Below are 18,719 nucleotides of genomic sequence, written 5' to 3'. Positions count from 1 at the left end.
TTCTGGCGGCAGGTCCGCGGGGGGTGGCGGGGGCGGGGGGGGGCGCGTGTTGCCGGGGCCGGGCCCCCCGCCCCGTGGCCCGCCGGCCCCCCCGGGGGGGGGGGCCGGGGGGCCCCCCACGACCGCGCACACTGAGACGAACGCGTGCTTCCCGGACATCCCCCGTACCCCCGTATCCCGTGGGTCCCCGTCGCCGACTCCGCTCTCGGTGCGGCACCCACACCATGCGGCCCGCGGCGACCGCGGGGTACCTCGGAACTCTGAGGGTCACTTCTTCCCAGGTGGGGTGTACTCCTTGAGGTAGTGAGCGACGCGGTCGGAGTACGGGCGGTACTTCGGGGGAACTCCGCCCGCGTCGTTCACTTTCTTGTACGAGGTGCGGTACGCGGCGGCGATCAGCACCCGGCGGTCGCCCGGCAGGCCGGACTCCAGCCGCGGCGCGATCCAGCACAGGTAGCGGCCCATCGCCGGAATCGACTCGGCGGGCGGGAAGGGCGGCTCGGGAACCTCCTCCTCGGGCGTGCCGTCGTCGTTCATCCACCAGCGCAGCACGCTCGGCGTCCAACGCGCGATGCCGTACTCGTCCTTGGCGGGGTCGGACAGGTCCGGGTCGAAGTCGCTCTCCACCTTCAGCATGGCGGCCATCAGCGCGGGCGTGACGCCGCCCTGCGAGCAGTCGTGCGCCGTCTCGACTATCAGCAGCCGGTAGGCGGGCGGGATGCCCCGGTCGGTACGGAGGTCGGCGGCGCCGTACGCGGTGGCGGTGACGTTCGCGCTCCGGTCGGCGCCCTTCCCGGCGGGACTGTCGCCGTCCGCCCAGGTGCTGATGCCGTATCCGAGCGCCGCGACGGCCACGGTGGCGGCGGCCGACCCGCCGAGCACCAGCGCGGGCCGGCGCCTGCGCCGGGCGAACAGCCGCGGCAGCCGGGGGAGTCGGGGCAGCCGCGAGGAACGCCCGCCCGTACCGGCCACCGCTTCCACGCGTCGCAGCAGAGCCTCTCCGGTGACCCGTTCCTGGTGCGTACGGGCCAGACAGTCCCGCACGATCTCCCGCCAGGCGTCCGGGAGTTGCGGAGACAGACGCAGCTCCTCCGTGCCGCGCGCGTAGGCGACCGCGGCGTCCCGGCGGGCCGAGGAGGTACCGCCGGGCAGCGGGTAGGAGCCGGTGAGCACGAGGTGGGCGAGGACGCCGAAGGCCCAGATGTCCGCCGACGGTCGGATCCGGCGGCCGCGTTCGCCGATCTCCGCCCACAGCAGCTCGGGCGGGGTGTAGTCGGGCGTCGAGAAGGCGGGCGTGTACGCGTGGGTGCCCTCCATCTCGGCGGCCATGTTGAAGTCGGCGAGCCGGGCCGAACCGTCCCTCATCAGCAGCACATTGGCCGGTTTCAGATCCCCGTGCACCCAGCCCGCCTGGTGCAACTGGGCCAGCCCCTCGCAGATCTGGCCGAGCAGAGCGGCACCGGCGGCGGGACGCGGCGCCCGCGACAGCAGCCCGGCCAGTGAGCCCTCCGCCTTCTCCAGTACGAGGACGGTGGCGCCGTCGAGTGCGGGGCGGGCCGGGTCGTCGACCGTCAGGGTCTCGTAGAGGCGGACCAGACGGGGTGCGGAGCGCAGTCGGCTGAGCAACTCCAGCTCGCGCTCGGCCAGTTCGCGCAGGTGGGTGAGCTGGCGGGGCGTGTGGGTGCCGGTGGGGAGGAACTTGAGGGCCGCGGTGGCGGGGAGCCCGGCCCGCGAGTCGGCGCGGTGTGCCTCGTACACGCTCCCGAACGCTCCCGTCGCGATCGGTGCGCGTATCTCCCAACTGCCCACGCGGTAGCCCTTGGGGACCGACACCGCGTACGGATCGCTCATGGCGTACCCCGGGGCGCGGGCGCGGTCAGGACGGTGAGATCGGTCTCGCGTACGAGATCGAAGCGGAGGGCCAGGGAGACCAGGGACTCCTTCTTGCCGTTGAGGCGTGGGCCGGAGTCCACGGTGTCGGGGCCGGGTTTGAGGCGGAGCTTGACGGCCAGGTAGTCGATGTTCCACTGGACGTTGGCGCGGCTCGCGGAGGGCCAGTGGGGGCGCAGCCGGTCCACGACCTGGTCGACCGTGGGGATCGGGGCGTGCGGTTCGCCGCGTAACCGGGGTTCGCACAGGGCGGCGAGGACCGCGAAGTAGCGCTTGGTGCGGTCCACGGAGAAGGCGGGCGTGGTGGTCACACCGTCGAGGTCGCCGGGGGAGCGGAGGTAGTCGTGGCGGGGCGCCCACACCTCGATGGGCAGCAGGTCGCCCGCCGCGGGCAGCACGATCCGGGAGAACTCGAAGGGGACGGGAGCGTCCAGGCGCCCGGGGCCGACCTTGATGTGCTCGCCCGCGCCCTCCGGGTTCTCGACGACGTACGTCTGGTGCGCGGAGAGGTTGCTGACTGTCCAGAAGGCGCCCTGTGCGGTGATGACACCGGCGCGGCGGGAGACGCCCTCGTGCGGGATCGACAGGGCGTTGTCGCGCGCGGAACGCCCGAAACTCAGCCGTTCGCCGGGTGCGAGCCGGAACTGGGCGGCGCTCCGGTCGGTGCGGCGCTCGTCCTCCGTGGTCGGCGGAGGTACCACGATGATGCTGTACAAGATGCGCTCCCCAGGCCTGGCAACTGCCGCAGTCAGGTTAGGGCGACACACCAGGGCCGTGTCTCCCCTTGTGCACAGGGAGACACGGCCCTTGGAGCGATTGGCGCGAACTGTTCAGCGGTGCAAGCGAGTTGAGGGGCGCCACCGCTCGCCGGTCGCGTCGGTCACGAGGTGCGGATCACGATCGACGAGCACACCTTGTCGGCGAAGGTCTGCTTCTTGGCGTCCCACGCCGGCCACAGCCAGCCCAGGTAGCACGCCAGGCTGTCGAGGAAGTGGGCGAGGCGGCGGACGAACGCCATGCCGACGCCGAGCGGCTGGCCGTCGATCTCGCGCACGAGACGGATACCGACCGCCTTCTTGCCGATGGTCTGGCCGGTGCGGCCTTCCTGGATCAGCATCCATATCCCGATGCCGAAGAGGGCGAGGACGCCGATCACCATCAGCGCCGGGGTGTCCTTGCCGACGATCACCAGGATGTAGGGGACCGCGAAAACGAGCATGTCGACCAGGGTGCCGAGGAAGCGCTTGCCCCAGTTCGCGTAGGGCGGCTGGGCGCCGTAGCCCGGCTGCTGCGGGTAGCCGTAACCGGCCTGGCCCTGGCCCTGCTGCGGGTAGCCGTAGCCCTGCTGCTGATCCTGCTGGGGGTAGCCGTAGCCCTGCTGCGGCGGCACGCCGGGGGGTGTCTGCGGGGCGCCGTAACCGGGCTGGCCCTGCGGCTGGCCCTGCTGGGGGTAGCCGTAGCCGGGCTGCCCCTGCTTCGGGTCCTGCGGCTGTCCGTACGGGTTGGGTGAGCCGAAACTCATGGGGATATTCCTCCATGCAAGGGGCGGGGACGGTGCGGATTGCGCGGAGGAACGTCACGATATGAGCGGTATGCCCCCCAACACGGACCGCGATGGTGCACCGCATATCGTTCTGTGACAGGCCAGTTCTTGTCCAGAAGATGAGCACATAAGTTGTGCACCTGCAATCTTCGTGATCTTTCTGATCACTTCGGCTCCGCCCGATTGGAACCACGCCGCCGTTATCCGGGAGGATGGGGTCATGACCGCCCAGATTCTCGATGGCAAGGCCACCGCAGCCGCGATCAAGTCCGACCTGACCGTCCGCGTGGCGGCCCTGAAGGAGAAGGGCGTCACGCCCGGCCTGGGGACCGTCCTGGTCGGCGACGATCCCGGAAGCCAGAAGTACGTCGCCGGCAAGCACCGCGACTGCGCGCAGGTGGGCATCGCCTCCATCCAGCGCGAACTGCCCGCCACCGCCACGCAGGAGGAGATCGAGGCGGTGGTACGGGAGCTGAACGAGGACCCCGCCTGCACGGGTTACATCGTCCAGTTGCCGCTTCCCAAGGGCATCGACGAGAACCGCATCCTGGAGCTGATGGACCCGGACAAGGACGCGGACGGGCTGCACCCGATGAACCTCGGCCGCCTCGTCCTGAACGAGCCGGCCCCGCTGCCCTGCACGCCCAACGGCGTCCTCACCCTCCTGCGCCAGTACGGTGTCGAGATCAAGGGCGCGGAGGTCGTAGTGGTCGGCCGTGGCGTGACCATCGGGCGCTCGATGCCGCTGCTGCTCACCCGGCGCAGCGAGAACGCGACGGTCACCCAGTGCCACACCGGCACCCGTGACCTCGCCTCCCATCTCAGGCAGGCCGACATCATCGTCGCCGCGGCGGGCTCGGCGCACCTGATCCGGCCCGAAAACGTGAAGCCCGGCGCGGCCGTCCTCGACGTCGGCGTCTCCCGCGGGTCCGACGGCAAGATCGTCGGCGACGTCCACCCGGGCGTCGCCGAGGTCGCCGCCTGGATCTCCCCGAACCCGGGCGGCGTCGGCCCGATGACCCGTGCCCAACTGCTCGTCAACGTGGTGGAAGCGGCGGAGCGCAGTGTCGACTGAGGGCAACTCCGGGAAGACGGACGGGCGGTCCGGCGAGACGGCCGATGACCTTACCGCTGAGCCGGCGGCCACGCGGAACGGGTTGAGCAACGGCGCCGGGCCGGCCGTACGGGGCGTGTCGGGCAACGGCGCGGGACCGGCCGTACGGGTAGCGACCCACGACGGGGCCGAGAGCGAACGCGCCGAGAGCGACGCCCTCAAGCGTGAGGCTGCCGGAAGCGAGGCCGCCGAGAGCGAGGCCGCTGAGCCCGATGGGCCGGACTCGCCCGGCGAAGCCGGACGCGGAAGCGAAGGCGGAAGCGGAGGCAGAAGCCAAGGCGGAAGCGAAGGGGAGGGCGAAGCCGAAAGCGACTACACCGAGCCGGTCGCGGTCGACCCGGTGAGTGCGCCCGACGCCGAGGGCAACCCCCGGCGCACCACGCGGCGCTTCCCGCTGTTCACCCGGGACACCGCACGGCCCGAGGGCGGCGGCCGTGCGGCCCCCAGCGACGCCCCGGCGCCCGCACGCCAGTGGCCGATCCTCGCCGTGCTCGCGCTGGTCGGGCTCGGCCTGCTGCTGACGGCCTTCGACGTGTTCCGGTACGGCACGATCCTGATCGGTGTCGCGCTGCTGGGCGGCGCCGTACTGCGCTGGACCCTGCCGGACGTGGGCATGCTCGCGGTCCGCTCCCGTTTCACGGACCTGGTCACCTACGGCGTGCTCGGCATCGCCATCGTGCTGCTCGCGATGATGGCGCAGCCCAATCCGTGGCTGGAGATCCCGTTCCTGGACGACACCCTGCACTTCACGGTCCGCTGACCCGCACCGCACGATTCGCACATCACGGTCCGCCGTCGGGGAGCTCCGGGTTCTCCGTGACGGCGGACACGGCTGCGGCCCGTCCTCTCCCCCGAGTCAGGACGGGCCGCGACCGGGCGGGTGTGCCGCCCGGGAGCAACACTTGTGCAGAGGGGCGGCCCCTTCAACACCTGTCAGCCCGCTGTGGCACGGAAGTGACCATTCCGCTACGGTGTCCGCGCCACGCAACGGAAACCGCGCCCGGGGCAACTCTCCTCACCTAAAAAGCAGTTCGTGACGCCCGGGCGTACTGACGGCTCCCATGCCGACTGGGATGGCACATGCGTTCCGGTTGCGTCGATGTCTTGACAAGTTCAAGGATTTACGCTGATCCATCCCAACGGTCCGGTTAACGTAGCCAATCGGGACGGTCCAGGACGTCCCGTGTGTAAATCGGGAGTTCGACCGGTCGTACAACAATGCCGATGCGACACTGGACCGCGGCCCAGCAGGCGTGCAACGGTGCATGTCTCCGCCCGAATGCTCCCGTGCGCCCCTGTCCCGGGAACTGAGATCCTGACCGAACGCATCCCTGTGGGTAGCCAGAACGAGGACTCGACGGCGAGGTGCCGCGCGCGGGTGAACAGTGAGTCACGTACGGGGGCACAGACCAGTCTCGTACGGGGGGAAAGAAGTAGGGGGGAGAAGCATGCCTCGTTGGAGGGCCTTGCCGGATGAGCTCGATCCGCAGGTCAGGGAGTTCGCCAGCCAGTTGCGCCGGCTCGTCGACCGGAGCGGCCTGAGCATCGCCGCCGTGGCCGACCGCACGGGCTACAGCAAGACGTCCTGGGAGCGTTATCTCAACGGACGGCTGCTCGCGCCCAAGGGCGCGATCGTCGCCCTGGCCGAGGTGACCGGCACCAATCCCACGCATCTGACCACCATGTGGGAGCTGGCCGAGCGCGCCTGGAGCCGCTCGGAGATGCGCCACGACATGACCATGGAAGCGATCCGGATCTCCCAGGCGCGTGCCGCGCTCGGGGAGTTCGGCGCGCCCCCGGCGAACGGCAATGGCGCCAAGCAGACCCGCAGGGGCGGCAGCGCCACCGCGACCCCGGGGATCGCCGGGCCCGCGGGGGTGGCCCCGTCGGTGCCGCCGCAGCCGTCGGCCGCGGACGTGGAGGACTCGTCGGGTGGGAGCTCCTCGCGCGGGGCCTCCTCCCGCGGGAGCGGTTCGTACGGGAGCGGTTCGTACGCGGGTGGCTCGTCCGGCGGTGCCGGGCGGGGCGGCGGTTGGGGGGTCGTCGCCTCGCCGTCCTCCGGCGGCGGGCAGTTCGGGCCCGCGGGTCCGGCCGGTCCGTCCAGACCCGCCGGGACCGCCGGTCCTGCCGGGGGTCCGCCTCAGGACGCCCGGCCTTCCGCCGGGAGCGGGGGCTCGCCCGACGGGGCGCGGCGCAAGCGGCGGCTCACGATGTTCCTCGCGGGGGTCGTCGGCGCGCTCGTCGTGGTCGCCGCGGCCGTCTTCCTCACCAGCCAGGGGGACACGAAGGACGAGAGCAAGCCCAAGGCGCCCACGTCCTCCGCCGCCGTTCCCGACCCCGACCTGCCGGCCGGCGTGAAGTGCAGCGGCACGGACTGCACCGGCAAGGACCCGGAGAACATGGGCTGCGGCGGCGAACTGGCGACGACCGCCACCAGCGTCACCGTCGGCACGACCCTCGTCGAGGTCCGCTACAGCGAGACCTGCTCCGCCGCGTGGGCCCGCGTCACCCAGGCCGCCGTGGGCGACACGGTCGAGGTGTCCTCCGGCACCGAGGCCAAGCAGACCGGGTCGGTCGACGCGGACACCGACGCGTACACCCCGATGGTGGCCGTGAAGGACGCGGGCGACGCCAAGGCGTGCGCGACGCTGGCCTCGGGGGAGAAGGGCTGCACGGAGTAGCGGTGGTCGGCCCGTCCGGCGCTTGAGGTCTTTGGGGACGAGCGCGCAGCGCGACGGAAGGGGTCCTGGCCGGCGCCGCCAGGGAAGGGCAGGGGCAGAGGGGGCGAAAGCTCCGCCCGTCCGGAATGCCCGCCGCCATCGGTGGGCGGACGCTCGGTACCCCCACTGGACCCGGAACCCCGGTACCCCACCGGCGGTCGCCGAGCCCACTCTCCCAGCCCGGCTGCCGCGTCCCCACGGGGTTCTGTGGCCTGGGCCACACGGACCCGGACACTCGGGCCTCCGGATGCGCGATAGCCTGACGGCGGATCTCTCTTGACGCCAAGAGATCGATCATCGGTACCGACGCCGAGAGGCCTCTCACCGGTACCCGTGACCGATCGGAGCGGCGGACGCAGGGGAGCTCCTGCACCCCGGGGCAGGGACGCCCCACCGCCTGCTGTCATACGGAGAACGCCATGACCCGCACTCCCGTGAACGTCACCGTCACCGGCGCGGCCGGCCAGATCGGTTACGCCCTCCTCTTCCGCATCGCCTCCGGCCAGCTGCTCGGCGCGGACGTGCCGGTCAAGCTGCGCCTCCTGGAGATCACGCCGGCGCTGAAGGCCGCCGAGGGCACCGCCATGGAGCTCGACGACTCCGCCTTCCCGCTGCTTCAGGGCATCGACATCACCGACGACCCGAACGTCGCCTTCGCCGGCGCCAACGTCGGTCTCCTCGTCGGCGCCCGCCCCCGCACCAAGGGCATGGAGCGCGGCGACCTCCTCGAGGCCAACGGCGGCATCTTCAAGCCGCAGGGCAAGGCCATCAACGACAACGCCGCCGACGACATCAAGATCCTCGTCGTGGGCAACCCGGCCAACACCAACGCGCTCATCGCGCAGGCCGCCGCCCCGGACGTACCGGCCGAGCGCTTCACCGCGATGACCCGCCTGGACCACAACCGCGCGCTCACCCAGCTCGCGAAGAAGACGGGTTCGACGGTCGCCGACATCAAGCGCCTGACCATCTGGGGCAACCACTCGGCCACCCAGTACCCCGACATCTTCCACGCCACGGTCGCCGGCAAGAACGCCGCCGAGACCGTGAACGACGAGAAGTGGCTGGCCGAGGAGTTCATCCCGACGGTCGCCAAGCGCGGCGCCGCCATCATCGAGGCCCGCGGCGCGTCCTCGGCCGCCTCCGCCGCCAACGCCGCCATCGACCACGTGCACACGTGGGTCAACGGCACCGCGGACGGTGACTGGACCTCCATGGGCATCCCCTCCGACGGTTCGTACGGCGTCCCGGAGGGCCTCATCTCGTCCTTCCCCGTCACCACGAAGAACGGCTCGTACGAGATCGTCCAGGGCCTGGACATCAACGAGTTCTCCCGCGCCCGCATCGACGCCTCGGTCCAGGAACTGGCGGAGGAGCGCGAGGCGGTCCGCGCCCTCGGCCTCATCTGAGCCGAATCGCTCGTCGCTTTCCCTGTGGGGCACCGCTCGCCGCGGTGCCCCACAGGGCATTCCGGGCAAAATCACCACTCACTTCCACGATTCCAAGTGCCCCCCTTCGCAGGACAGTTGGGTCCCCGCGCTGGAATCATGAAGAGGTGTCGAGGGTCAACGGGTGGCGCGTACGACGGAACGGGAGCGCCTACGTAGCGGCGGGCTGCACTCTTCTGCTCCTGGGGGTCGGATGGGCGGTGCGGCACGGCCGCGTCGACGAGGCGGGGCTGGTGGCGGCGGCGCTCGGGCTGCTGGTTTCGCTCCTCCCCTCTCTGCAGAGGCTGGCGACCGCCTGGTCCTTCGACGACGGTCCGCAGGTCCGGATCGACTCCGCGGCGCTGGCTGAGCGGGTGGAAAAGGTCGAAGGCAGACAGTGGCGGCTCCTGGTGGGCGGCGACCGCCAACGCATCGACCTCCACTACTCCCTGGTCGACCAGTACGTCCCCGGCGCCTCGGTACCCGCGCCACACGGCCGTCTTCCGGGCATCACCGCGTACTACCAGGCCATGCGGCCACGCCGGCTGGTCGTCACCGGCGTACCCGGGGCGGGCAAGACCGTACTGGCCCTGGAACTGCTCCTCGGGCTCATCGAGGGACGGGAGGAGTCGGACCCGGTCCCCGTTCGCGTCTCGCTGTCGGCGTGGGCTCCCGGGACCTCGCTGGAGCAGCTCCTCGTGTCCCATCTGCGGCAGAACCACGGAGTTCCCCGGCGGCAGGCCGAGCGGCTGGTGGCCCACCGGCTGATCCTCCCCGTGCTGGACGGGCTCGACGAGATGGACCCGGACCTCGTGGACGGCGCGGGCCACCAGTGTCCCGACCCGGCGGCGCCGCGTGCCAGGGCGGCGCTGCACGCGCTGCACGACTACGGAGAGGGCAGGTGGGCGGGGCCGCTCGTCCTCACCTGCCGGACAGCGCACTACGACGCCTTTGCCGGTGAGGAGCACCTCAGGGACGCGGCACGTATCCGGATCGAACCCGTTCCGGCGGCGGATGCCCTGGTCTATCTGACCGAACGCTCGGGGGCCGGGCCGCGCTGGCAGCCACTCCTCGCGCATCTGCGCGGCGAGCCCGGGGGCGTGCTGGCCCGGAGCCTGTCCACACCGTGGCGGCTGACGCTGGTGGCCACCAGTTATCGACTCAGCGGCGACCCAGCGGAGTTGATGGCGCTGCCCACGGCCCACGACATCGATGAACACCTGCTGGGCCGGCTGATCCCGGCGACACACGAACTGCACCCGCCCACACGGGGGTACACGGCGCAGGAGATCCGGGAGTGGCTGGCCCGCATCGCCCGCGATCTCGAGGAGGGGAACGGCGGCCGGCCGGGGGCGGACATCCACTGGCACCTGCTCTGGCGTCTGGCGGGCCGCGCGCGTGTACGCAAGTGGGACGGCGCACTGAGCGGGCTGGTCGCCGCCGCGGGAATCCCACTCGCCTGGCTCACGCCCTACCCGATCGCCGTCGCCGCGGTGACCGCCCTCTTCGCCACCCTGACGGTGCGTGTCGCCATGTCACCCGCGGACGACCCCCTTCCGTTCGATCAGTGGCTGCCACCGGACCGTCAGCGTCGCGCCAACTGGCGTACCGCTCTCGGCGGATTCACGGCGGCGGCGGTCACGGGCGGCATCGTCGCCGGGGCCACGGGGGACGCCCTCGCCGGCGTCATGGCGGGGCTGACGGCCGGTTGTCTGGCGGCGGTCGTCGTCGCCCTCGCCCATCAGATCGAGGCGAGGGCCGCCGTCGTGACCACCCCGCGGCAGGCACTGCGCGCGGGCGCCGGGGCGGGCCTGTCGTGCGCGGTTCCGTCGCTGTTGCTGGCCGGCACCCCCTTGATCGCGGCCTGGCGCGGGCCCCGGATCGCCGCCTCGCCGGTGGCGGACGCGCTTCCGCTGCTCATCCCGCTCTCCTGCCTGGTCGCGGGGGTCGCGGGTCCCGCGTTCTGGGTCATCTTCGGGGCTTCTCCGCGCCGGTATCTCGCGTTCACCCTGTGCGCGGGGTCCCACCGGCTGCTGCCGCTGCGGCTGCTTCCGTTCCTGGAGTACGCCCATCGGGTGGGCCTGCTCCGCCTGTCGGGCAGCGCCTACCAGTTCCGCCACCGCGAGTTGCAGCTCTGGCTGGCGCGCAGCCCGCGGTGAGAACCGGCGAGTGCGGGCACGGGGCCCGAGGAGACCGCGCACGCCAGGGCAGGCGACTCAGGGACCTCGACGGACGAGCCGCTTCTCGAACCAGTGGGCCGCGTACACGTTCTCGTCGTAGCGCGGGATCTCCTGGTACCCGCACGCCCGGTACATCGCCTGCGCCTCCGTGAGCACCGCGTGCGTGTCGAGTCGTACGACGTCGTAGCCGCGCCCGACGGCCTGCCGTTCGAGGCCGGCGAGGATCCGCCGCGCGAGGCCCAGCCGCCGGGCCGCGGGGCGCACCCACACGTGCCGGATCTCGCCCACCCCGGGTTCGAGCCCGCGCAGCGCCCCGCACCCCACCGGCTGCCCTTCCTCGTACGCGACCAGGAAGGCACCCGACTCCCCCGACACCTCATGAGGCCGTACGAGGGCCCCGGGATCGAAGCCTTCCGGGAACCGTTCGTCGATGTCGGCCGCGTACCCGGCCAGGCAGTCGCGGGCGTCGCGCGAGGCACCGTCGACGACCTCGACAGTGATCCCGGCCAGCCGAAGCAGCCGTTCGGTGACGGCGACGGCGGCGGTGAGGTCGCCGCGTTGCCGTTCGTCGAGACCGCCGAGCAGTCCCTCGGCGAGCTGGTCCGCCCGCCGGTTCTGCTCCCGCACCTCGGTGCGTCCGGCCGGCGTGAGCTCCGCGAGCCGCAGCCTGGTGTCGCCCGCGTGCACACTCACCCGCACGAGCCCCTGCGCCTCCAGGGCCCGCACCAACCGGCTCAAGTACCCGGCGTCCAGACCGAGTCGGCTCCTCAGCTCCCGCAGCGAGGCGCCGTTCCCGATCTCGAACAGCAGCCGCGCCTCACCGAGCGGCCGGTCCTGCCCGAGGTAGTGATCGTCGAGCACTCCGATGCGCCGGGTGAAGTAGCGATTGAAACGCCGCAGCGCGCGCACGTCGTCCGGTGACACTGGCTCCATAGTTCTTTGACTTTAGTCAAAGGAGTCTCGGAGGTCCATGGGGTCACCCTTGGGCCGTCTCCCGGTACCCGCCCCCTCCGGCGCCTCACCGAACCGCGCCAGCGCCAACGCCCCCGCGACAGCCACCGCGAACCCGAGCACCGCCAGCCAGCCCAGCCCCTCCCGCGTACGGTCCCCCAGCCACACCACCCCCACCACCGCGGGCCCGATGGTCTCCCCGAGGACCATCCCGGCGGTGGCCACGGTCACCGACCCCCGCTGCAAGGCGGACGTGAGCAGCAGAAACGCCGCACCTCCACCGATGAGCAGCGCGTACGTCGCCGGGTTGCGCAGCAGATGGCCGACCGCGAGATCGTCGACGAGCCGCACCGCCACCTCAACCACCCCGAACCCGAACCCGGCCCCCAACCCCAGGACCAGCGCCCGCCCCCGCCCGGGCAACCGCCCGCCCACCACCCCCAGCAGCAGCACAGCCACCGAGGTCCCCAACATCGCGAACTCCAGCGCGGTGGACCCCGATCGGTCGCCCTCGGCCCCCGACGCCAGCCCCAGCATCGCGAGGCCCGCGCAGACCACCCCCACCGCGCCCCACTCGACCCGGCTCAGCCGCACCCGCAGCAGCCGCGCCGCGACCACCGCCGTCACCGCGAGGCTCGCGGCGAGCGCCGCCCCCACCGTGTAGATGGGCAGGGACCGCAGCGCCACGATCTGGAGGAGGAACCCGGCCCCGTCGAGCGCGAGCCCCACGAGATACCGCCACTGCCGCAACGCCCGCAGCAGCAGCGCGGCATCCACCCCTGACCCGCTGCCGGCACCCCCGCTGCCCACTGCGGTGCCGGACGCCGCCCGCGCCGCCATCGCCTGCAACACCGTCGCCGTACCGAAGCAGACCGAGGCGCCGAGGGCGCAGATCATTCCGAAGAGCACGAGGTGACTGTAAGTGTCCGCGAAGCACTACTGGGCCCCAGCACCGCGCGGAGCCGGGCGAGCCCTCAGTCCAGGTCCTCCTTGCTGATGGCCAGGGGCGGGGCGCCGACGGGAGCATCGCGATCACCTCGAGCGCCACCGCACAGGCCAGCGGATTCCCCCCGAACGTCGACCCGTGCTCGCAGGCGATGTACGCCCGTGTGGTCTCCGAAGTACTCACGGGGTCCTCCGTTTCCTACCGCACAGGGGAGGCGAATGGGCCGTCTCCTCCCTCTTCCTGTCGTCGCTCGCATGGTGGACCGATGGGCCCCGCGATCAGGCGCGCCCGGTAGGGTGACCGACGAGCCGTGACTGGCGCGCTGGGATGGGACCGACCATCGGGGAGCGGCTCGCACACCGAGTGCCGTGCGCCTGGGCCGAACCGTGAATCGTGAGTTCTGTACGCCACGCCGTCCGGAGGCCGACATGTCACAGCAGCCCCTTTCCCACGAGTCCACCGCCTTCCGCAGCGCCCTCGACGTGATCCGGGCCGTGGAGCCCCGCGTCGCCGACGCCATCGGCCAGGAAGTCGCCGACCAGCGCGACATGCTCAAGCTGATCGCCTCCGAGAACTACGCCTCCCCGGCCACCCTCCTGGCCATGGGCAACTGGTTCAGCGACAAGTACGCCGAAGGCACCGTCGGCCGCCGCTTCTACGCCGGCTGTCGCAACGTCGACACCGTCGAGGCCCTCGCCGCCGAGCACGCCCGCGAACTCTTCGGCGCCGAGCACGCCTACGCCCAGCCGCACTCCGGCATCGACGCCAACCTCGTCGCCTTCTGGGCCGTCCTCGCCCAGCGTGTCGAGGCCCCGGCGCTCGCCAAGGCCGGCGTCCGCAACGTCAACGACCTCACCGAGGCCGACTGGGCCCAGCTCCGCCGCGACCTCGGCAACCAGCGCATGCTCGGCATGTCCCTCGACGCCGGCGGCCACCTCACCCACGGCTTCCGCCCCAACATCTCCGGCAAGATGTTCGACCAGCGCTCCTACGGCACCGACCCCACCACCGGCCTCATCGACTACGAGGCCCTGCGCACCTCCGCCCGTGAGTTCAAGCCCCTGATCATCGTCGCCGGCTACTCCGCCTACCCCCGCCTGGTGAACTTCCGCATCATGCGGGAGATCGCGGACGAGGTCGGCGCCACACTGATGGTCGACATGGCCCACTTCGCCGGCCTCGTCGCCGGCAAGGTCCTCACCGGCGACTTCGACCCCGTCCCGCACGCCCAGATCGTCACCACCACCACGCACAAGTCGCTGCGCGGCCCGCGCGGCGGCATGGTGCTGTGCGACGAGACCCTCGCCGAGCAGGTCGACCGCGGCTGCCCGATGGTCCTCGGCGGCCCCCTTCCGCATGTCATGGCCGCCAAGGCCGTCGCCCTCGCCGAGGCCCGCCGCCCCGAGTTCCGCGACTACGCCCAGGCCGTCGTCGACAACGCCCGCGCTCTCGCCGAGGGCCTGATGCGCCGCGGCGCCACCCTGGTCACCGGCGGCACCGACAACCACCTCAACCTGATCGACGTCGCCTCCTCCTACGGCCTCACCGGCCGTCAGGCCGAGACCGCTCTGCTCGACTCGGGCATCGTCACCAACCGCAACGCCATCCCCGCCGACCCCAACGGCGCTTGGTACACCTCCGGTATCCGGATCGGTACGCCCGCGCTGACCACGCGTGGGCTGGGTGCGGTGGAAATGGACGAGATCGCGGGTCTGATCGACCGCGTCCTCACCTCCGCCGAGCCCGGCACCACCGCCAAGGGCAGCCCCTCCAAGGCCCAGCACGTCCTGGACCCGAAGATCTCCGACGAGATCTCCCGCCGTGCCACCGACCTCCTCACCGGTTTCCCCCTGTACCCCGAGATCGACCTCGGCTGATCTCGGACGGCCTCGGCTGGTCTCGGCCGACTTCGGCCGTCCTCCGTCCTCGACTGGTTTCGGCCGACTTCGCGGCCGGAGCCGGGGCAGGGCCCGTTCTCACAGGTCTCGCGATGTTCACGAGGGTCACGACCTTCGTGAACGCCGCGGGACTCACGAGTCGATCAGCTCCTGTCGCGGGCCCGGCTCCCGCGCCGCCCGCCGTCCGGCCGGTGACAGCCGGCGAAGTGCCCCGGGGACCAGGGGCCGCAGCACCAGTGCCAGCGCGGCTCCGGCCGCGGCTCCCGGTATCGCCCACCACCAGTCGGTGCCGTCGCCCGGCGTCCCGGCGGCGGCCGTCGCAACGGACTGGTCGGTGGGCGTGGGCGTGGGCGCAGGGGCGGGTGCCGCTGCGTCCGCCGTCTGCCAAGGCGCCGGATAGATGGCCCCGGGGCCCGCACCCGACGACTCGCCGAGCACGCCGAGTGTCTTGAACAGCGCCCGCACCTTGTCCGGTTGCTCGGCCTTGTGCCAGTAGCCGTTCGTGGACTCCGGCACGTCGTTGGCCGTGTGTATCCAGACCGCTCCGCCCCCTTCCGTGTCCGGGTACACGCGGTCGACCCGCCACGGCGACACGTCGTGGATCAGCCAGGTGACATTGATCTGACGGCCGCTGCCCACCCCCAGCCCGGGCGGCTCCTCGAGCGAACCGCTGGTCGCCTCGCCGAGCAGGCGTTGCAACTCGCCGTATTCCTTGTCCGAGTAGTACAAGGCCGCGGTCTCCTCGCTCTCCGGCGAGACCACCAGCACACTCGTCGGGCCGCCCGCCGTCGCGGCCGACGCACTCAGCAGCACCACAACGACGGCCAGCGCCAACGCCCCCAGCGCCGCGACCAGTTCACGAATCCTGCGCATCCGAACCCCCCGATCAACCGATCAGCCAGTCGATTCACGTGCGGCGCCCGGACGGGCACCGCGTGTCACTTCTGGTACACCGCTCGACGTGTCGGGGTTCCCATTCCGCCGGGACCGGCTTTTTCGGGGCTGGGTTTCCGACTGCTCGGCGGACGGGGCGGCGGACCGGTCGGCGGACCGGTCGAGGGGTTTAGCCAGCGGGCCGGTCGAGGGACTTGGCGATCTCCACCGCCCGCGACCTGGACGTCACGCCCTCCAGCCGGAGGGTCACCTCGCCTCCGCGCATCACGTCGCCTCCGTGCATCCAGAGCAGGGTCGGCCCCGCGGTCCGCCGGGAGCGGGTGAAGCGGTCGCCGTTCCCGTCCACCAGCCAGAGGTCCAGGAGATGGGGTCCGGGGAACCACAGCGCCTGATCCGTGTAGTCGGTGCTCGCGCCCAACGGCACCCATTCCGGCTGCTCCCGGGCCGTCTTGGTGAACATCGGGTCCAGGCGCGCCGCGAACTCGTCCAGCCGGATCGTGTGCCCCCGCTCCCGCCAGCACAGCGTGACCAGGAACCGCCCCTTCGGCTCCCGCGTCACCATCACCGCTCCCGGCGCACCCAGGGCAGCGGGCACGAGTGGTGCGAAGCCCGCCTGGCGACCGGCCTCGGAGAGTGTCAGCGACGTGCCGGCGCAACCGGGCACCACGGCTCCGGACGAGGGCACCGCCGACGGGTCGTACCGCACCTCGACCCCGCCGAAGCCGAACCAGTCCACCACCGCGGCGCGCACCGGCGGCGTGAGCACGAGGACCGTGAGCAGACCGCACAGCGCCGCGGTCAGGGCACGCCAGCGCACCCGCGCCCAGCGGCGCACCCCTCGGAGCCGCTCGCCGCGCCCCGGAGGCTCCGCGGCCGGGACCGGCAGCCGCTCGGCGAGTATCTGCTCCAGCACCCTCTCGACCATCGACTCGCTTCCGGCCGCCCCCGGCCGGTCCAGCGAACGCCCCAGCGCCCGCAACTCCTCGGGCAGCCGCGAGACACCCTCACGCCCGCGCTCACGCCCGTCCCGGTCACCGGAGGACGATCCGGCGCCCCCAGGCTCGTACGGCTCACTCATGCACATCACCTCCTTCCCGAGACTCCTGGTGATCCCAAGACTCCTGGTGATCCCGAGCCACCTCATGCTTCCGAGACCCCTCGCCTGCCCGAGACCCCTCACCGACCGGGGATCCCTGAGCGGCGCGAGACTCCCCGCCTGCCGGGGACCGCTCACCGTCCCGAGCCTCCCCACCTTCCCGAGCCGCTCCGCCACCCCGAGCCGCCCCGCCGTCCCCAGGATCGAAGTCCGGCAGCAGTCGGCCCAGCTTTCGCAGGGCTCGGTTGAGGCGTGACTTCACCGTGCCGCGGGGCCAGCCCAGGGCCTGGGCCGTCTCCGGCTCGTCCATCTCCAGCAGATAGCGGTAGGTGACGACGAGCCGGTGGTCCTCGGACAACTGGTCCAGGGCGCTCAGCAGTGCCGCGCGGCGCTCTATCTCCAGCGCCACGAACGCCGGGTCCGCCGATTCCGGTATCAGCGGCTCCGCCTCGACGAGCGCGGCCTCGCGGCCGGCCAGCGTCCGCTGGCGCACCGCCGTCCGCACTGTGTTCCTCGTCTCATTGGCGACGATCGACAGCAGCCACGGCTTGAACGCCGCGCCGTCCCGAAAACGCCCCAACGAGCAGTACGCCTTGATGAACGCCTGCTGCACCACGTCCTCCGCGTCCGCACCCGCCCCCAGCGCCTTGGCCGCCCTGATCGCGATGCCCGTATGGGCGCGCACCAGCTCCGCGTACGCCTCCGGCTCACCGGCGCGCACCCGTGCGATCACCACGGCCTCGTCGACGACGATGCGGCCCCCCTCCCGCGTCCTCACATTCTTGTTACACCGCTCGGGCCCAATCGGTTCCCACCTGTTCCCGAGCAATGAGAGACACCTGAGAGAATGGCCTCATGGCCTCTGATCGTCCGCGCGTGCTCTCCGGAATCCAGCCCACCGCAGGCTCGTTCCACCTCGGCAACTACCTCGGCGCGGTCCGCCAGTGGGTGGCTCTCCAGGAGTCCCACGACGCGTTCTACATGGTCGTCGACCTGCACGCGATCACCCTCCCGCAGGACCCCGCGGACCTGCGCGCCAACACCCGGCTCGCCGCCGCGCAGCTCCTCGCCGCGGGACTCGACCCGGACCGCTGCACGCTCTTCGTCCAGAGCCATGTCCCCGAGCACGCCCAGCTCGCCTGGATCATGAACTGCCTGACCGGTTTCGGCGAGGCGAGCCGCATGACCCAGTTCAAGGACAAGTCCGCGAAGCAGGGCGCCGACCGCGCCTCCGTCGGCCTCTTCACGTACCCGATCCTCCAGGTCGCGGACATCCTGCTGTACCAGGCCAACGAGGTCCCGGTCGGTGAGGACCAGCGGCAGCACATCGAGCTCACCCGGGACCTCGCCGAGCGCTTCAACGGCCGCTTCGGGGAGACGTTCATCGTGCCGAAGCCGTACATCCTCAAGGAGACGGCGAAGATCTTCGATCTCCAGGACCCGTCGATCAAGATGAGCAAGTCGGCGTCCACTCCGAAGGGCCTCATCAACCTGCTCGACGACCCGAAGACGACGGCCAAGAAGGTCAAGAGCGCGGTCACCGACACGGACACCGTCATCAGGTACGACACCCAGCAGAAGCCGGGTGTCAGCAACCTGCTGACCATCTACTCGACCCTCACAGGAACCGGTATCGCCGAACTGGAGGAGAAGTACACCGGCAAGGGCTACGGTGCGCTGAAGACGGACCTCGCCGAGGTCATGGTCGACTTCGTGACGCCGTTCCGGGAGCGCACCCAGCAGTATCTGGACGACCCGGAGACGCTCGACTCGATCCTGGCCAAGGGTGCCGAGAAGGCGCGTGCCGTCGCCGCGGAGTCGCTCTCCCAGGCGTACGACAGGGTCGGCTTCCTGCCTGCCAAGCACTGACAACCCGCCACGGCGGCGAGTACCGCGGCCGTGGCGGGTACGGCGGTCAGGACGACAGCGCGTCCGAAAAGGACGACAGTAACGTCCGAGAAGGACGACAGTAACGTCCGAGAAGGACGAAAGCGCGTCCGAAAAGCCAGTACGAGACGAGCACAACACCCGCACGACAGCCGGGATCGGGCGGTACCGCC

General features: G+C 71.5%; 14 protein-coding genes, 1 pseudogene and 1 riboswitch. Of the genes and pseudogenes, 7 read left to right on the top strand and 8 right to left on the bottom strand.

The features are described 5' to 3' along the window. Window positions 1–267: 267 nt before the first annotated feature. From ACIBLC_RS27120 to ACIBLC_RS27110, 3 genes are all read right to left on the bottom strand, one after another. The gene (locus ACIBLC_RS27120) at window positions 268–1,851 is read right to left on the bottom strand and encodes a protein kinase (RefSeq protein ID WP_399213810.1); all 1,584 of its coding nucleotides are present in this window, start codon (window positions 1,849–1,851) and stop codon (window positions 268–270) included. Then, window positions 1,848–2,606 carry an FHA domain-containing protein gene (locus ACIBLC_RS27115; RefSeq protein ID WP_399213809.1) on the bottom strand — a complete coding sequence of 253 codons (759 nt, stop codon included), beginning with the start codon at window positions 2,604–2,606 and terminating at the stop codon, window positions 1,848–1,850. The genes ACIBLC_RS27120 and ACIBLC_RS27115 overlap by 4 nt, the downstream gene beginning before the upstream one ends. A 164-nt stretch (window positions 2,607–2,770) precedes the next feature. Then, a complete protein-coding gene (locus ACIBLC_RS27110) occupies window positions 2,771–3,412 on the bottom strand; it encodes an RDD family protein (protein WP_399213808.1) in 642 nt (213 codons plus the stop codon). Between the two features lie 241 nt (window positions 3,413–3,653). Here ACIBLC_RS27110 and ACIBLC_RS27105 point away from each other — a divergent pair, with 241 nt between their 5' ends. The 5 genes from ACIBLC_RS27105 to ACIBLC_RS27085 all read left to right on the top strand — a co-directional run bounded on the left by ACIBLC_RS27105 (window position 3,654) and on the right by ACIBLC_RS27085 (window position 10,853). After that, window positions 3,654–4,508: a bifunctional methylenetetrahydrofolate dehydrogenase/methenyltetrahydrofolate cyclohydrolase gene (locus ACIBLC_RS27105; protein ID WP_399213807.1), complete on the top strand. Its 855-nt coding sequence runs from the start codon at window positions 3,654–3,656 to the stop codon at window positions 4,506–4,508. A 115-nt stretch (window positions 4,509–4,623) separates the two neighbouring features. Next, complete coding sequence (locus ACIBLC_RS27100) at window positions 4,624–5,307, top strand: DUF3017 domain-containing protein (RefSeq protein ID WP_399213920.1); 684 nt, start codon at window positions 4,624–4,626, stop codon at window positions 5,305–5,307. Window positions 5,308–5,995: 688 nt separating this feature from the next. Continuing rightward, the gene (locus ACIBLC_RS27095; protein WP_399213806.1) at window positions 5,996–7,228 is read left to right on the top strand and encodes a DUF2690 domain-containing protein; all 1,233 of its coding nucleotides are present in this window, start codon (window positions 5,996–5,998) and stop codon (window positions 7,226–7,228) included. Between the two features lie 458 nt (window positions 7,229–7,686). After that, on the top strand, window positions 7,687–8,676 hold the full coding sequence (locus tag ACIBLC_RS27090; RefSeq protein ID WP_399213805.1) for a malate dehydrogenase: 990 nt from the start codon (window positions 7,687–7,689) through the stop codon (window positions 8,674–8,676). A gap of 146 nt (window positions 8,677–8,822) precedes the next feature. Next, entirely contained in the window at window positions 8,823–10,853 is a 2,031-nt protein-coding gene (locus ACIBLC_RS27085; RefSeq protein ID WP_399213804.1) for an NACHT domain-containing protein, read from the top strand. Between the two features lie 57 nt (window positions 10,854–10,910). Here ACIBLC_RS27085 and ACIBLC_RS27080 read toward each other — a convergent pair whose 3' ends face one another. Together ACIBLC_RS27080 and ACIBLC_RS27075 are read right to left on the bottom strand one after the other, a co-directional pair. Further along, window positions 10,911–11,807 (bottom strand): GNAT family N-acetyltransferase, encoded by an 897-nt coding sequence (locus ACIBLC_RS27080; RefSeq protein WP_399213803.1) that lies wholly within the window; start codon window positions 11,805–11,807, stop codon window positions 10,911–10,913. A gap of 12 nt (window positions 11,808–11,819) precedes the next feature. Then, on the bottom strand, window positions 11,820–12,722 hold the full coding sequence (locus ACIBLC_RS27075; protein WP_399213919.1) for a hypothetical protein: 903 nt from the start codon (window positions 12,720–12,722) through the stop codon (window positions 11,820–11,822). 349 nt (window positions 12,723–13,071) lie between these two features. After that, window positions 13,072–13,158: riboswitch (ZMP/ZTP riboswitch) on the top strand. Between the two features lie 41 nt (window positions 13,159–13,199). On the opposite strand from ACIBLC_RS27075, the gene ACIBLC_RS27070 reads away from it, so the two are divergent. Next, a complete protein-coding gene (locus ACIBLC_RS27070; protein WP_399213802.1) occupies window positions 13,200–14,648 on the top strand; it encodes a glycine hydroxymethyltransferase in 1,449 nt (482 codons plus the stop codon). 153 nt (window positions 14,649–14,801) lie between these two features. Here the strand turns inward: ACIBLC_RS27070 and ACIBLC_RS27065 are convergent, their stop codons facing one another. From ACIBLC_RS27065 to ACIBLC_RS27055, 3 genes and pseudogenes are all read right to left on the bottom strand, one after another. Then, window positions 14,802–15,542 carry a hypothetical protein gene (locus tag ACIBLC_RS27065; protein ID WP_399213801.1) on the bottom strand — a complete coding sequence of 247 codons (741 nt, stop codon included), beginning with the start codon at window positions 15,540–15,542 and terminating at the stop codon, window positions 14,802–14,804. A gap of 190 nt (window positions 15,543–15,732) precedes the next feature. Further along, on the bottom strand, window positions 15,733–16,641 hold the full coding sequence (locus ACIBLC_RS27060; protein ID WP_399213800.1) for a hypothetical protein: 909 nt from the start codon (window positions 16,639–16,641) through the stop codon (window positions 15,733–15,735). Between the two features lie 196 nt (window positions 16,642–16,837). Then, a pseudogene (locus tag ACIBLC_RS27055) lies at window positions 16,838–17,437 on the bottom strand (RNA polymerase sigma factor); the annotation flags it as partial. Window positions 17,438–17,514: 77 nt separating this feature from the next. Between ACIBLC_RS27055 and trpS the strand changes: the two are divergent. Next, complete coding sequence (trpS, locus tag ACIBLC_RS27050) at window positions 17,515–18,528, top strand: tryptophan--tRNA ligase (RefSeq protein ID WP_399213799.1); 1,014 nt, start codon at window positions 17,515–17,517, stop codon at window positions 18,526–18,528. Window positions 18,529–18,719: the final 191 nt, after the last annotated feature.

The organism is Streptomyces sp. NPDC050535, assembly GCF_044457665.1.
Classification (GTDB): Bacteria; Actinomycetota; Actinomycetes; order Streptomycetales; family Streptomycetaceae; genus Streptomyces.
The sequence above is the reverse complement of the archived record's forward strand: the minus strand, read 5'-3'. Positions and strand labels throughout refer to the sequence as shown.